Genomic DNA, 772 nt, shown 5'->3' on the forward strand with positions numbered 1-772 from the left:
CCATTCGGAAATCTAAGACTATTACGCTCAATTGCAGCTTGTCTTAGCTTATCGCAGCTTATCACGTCCTTCATCGGCTCTTACTACCAAGGCATTCTCCGTGCGCCCTTAATTTCTTAACCTATTAATTAAAATAGAATTTTAATATTTTTTGCTCTTTGTTTTTAGAATTTTTGAAATCTAATTTACGTTCAGTTATTTCTAACTCTTCGTTAATTATCGTTATGTTCTCACATAACTTGAAGATCTAATAAAATTGTTAATTTATTATTTCATTATTATATAGTTTTCAATGTCCAAGTTGTTTTGGTGGAGATAAGCGGGGTCGAACCGCTGACCTCCGCAGTGCAAGTGCGGCGCTCTCCCAACTGAGCTATATCCCCAAAATGGTACGCCTAAGTGGACTCGAACCACCGACCTCACGCTTATCAGGCGTGCGCTCTAACCAGCTGAGCTATAGGCGTGTATAAGGAATATAAAAGTCATATAGAGAAAGAAGTGTGTAAATATTCTTTATATAGATCGTAATGATCTCATAAAGTGCTCCTTAGAAAGGAGGTGATCCATCCGCACCTTCCGGTACGGATACCTTGTTACGACTTCACCCCAATCGCTAATCACACCTTAGGAACATCCCTCCATAAAGGTTAGGCCTGCTACTTTAGGTGCAACCAACTCTCGTGGTGTGACGGGCGGTGTGTACAAGACCCGAGAACGTATTCACCGCGACATTGCTGATTCGCGATTACTAGCGATTCCAACTTCACGCAGT

General features: G+C 41.3%; 2 tRNA genes and 2 rRNA genes. All 4 read right to left on the reverse strand.

The annotated features are described in order from the left end of the window. Positions 1 to 122, reverse strand: a 23S ribosomal RNA gene (locus DYH56_RS15710); the annotation flags it as partial. A 185-nt stretch (positions 123 to 307) separates the two neighbouring features. Next, positions 308 to 383 (reverse strand) — tRNA-Ala (locus tag DYH56_RS15715). Between the two features lie 4 nt (positions 384 to 387). Beyond that, positions 388 to 464: transfer RNA gene (locus DYH56_RS15720), tRNA-Ile, on the reverse strand. An 87-nt stretch (positions 465 to 551) separates the two neighbouring features. Further along, positions 552 to 772: ribosomal RNA gene (locus DYH56_RS15725) — 16S ribosomal RNA — on the reverse strand; the annotation flags it as partial.

It is taken from the genome of Psychrilyobacter piezotolerans, from assembly GCF_003391055.1.
GTDB lineage: Bacteria > Fusobacteriota > Fusobacteriia > Fusobacteriales > Fusobacteriaceae > Psychrilyobacter > Psychrilyobacter piezotolerans.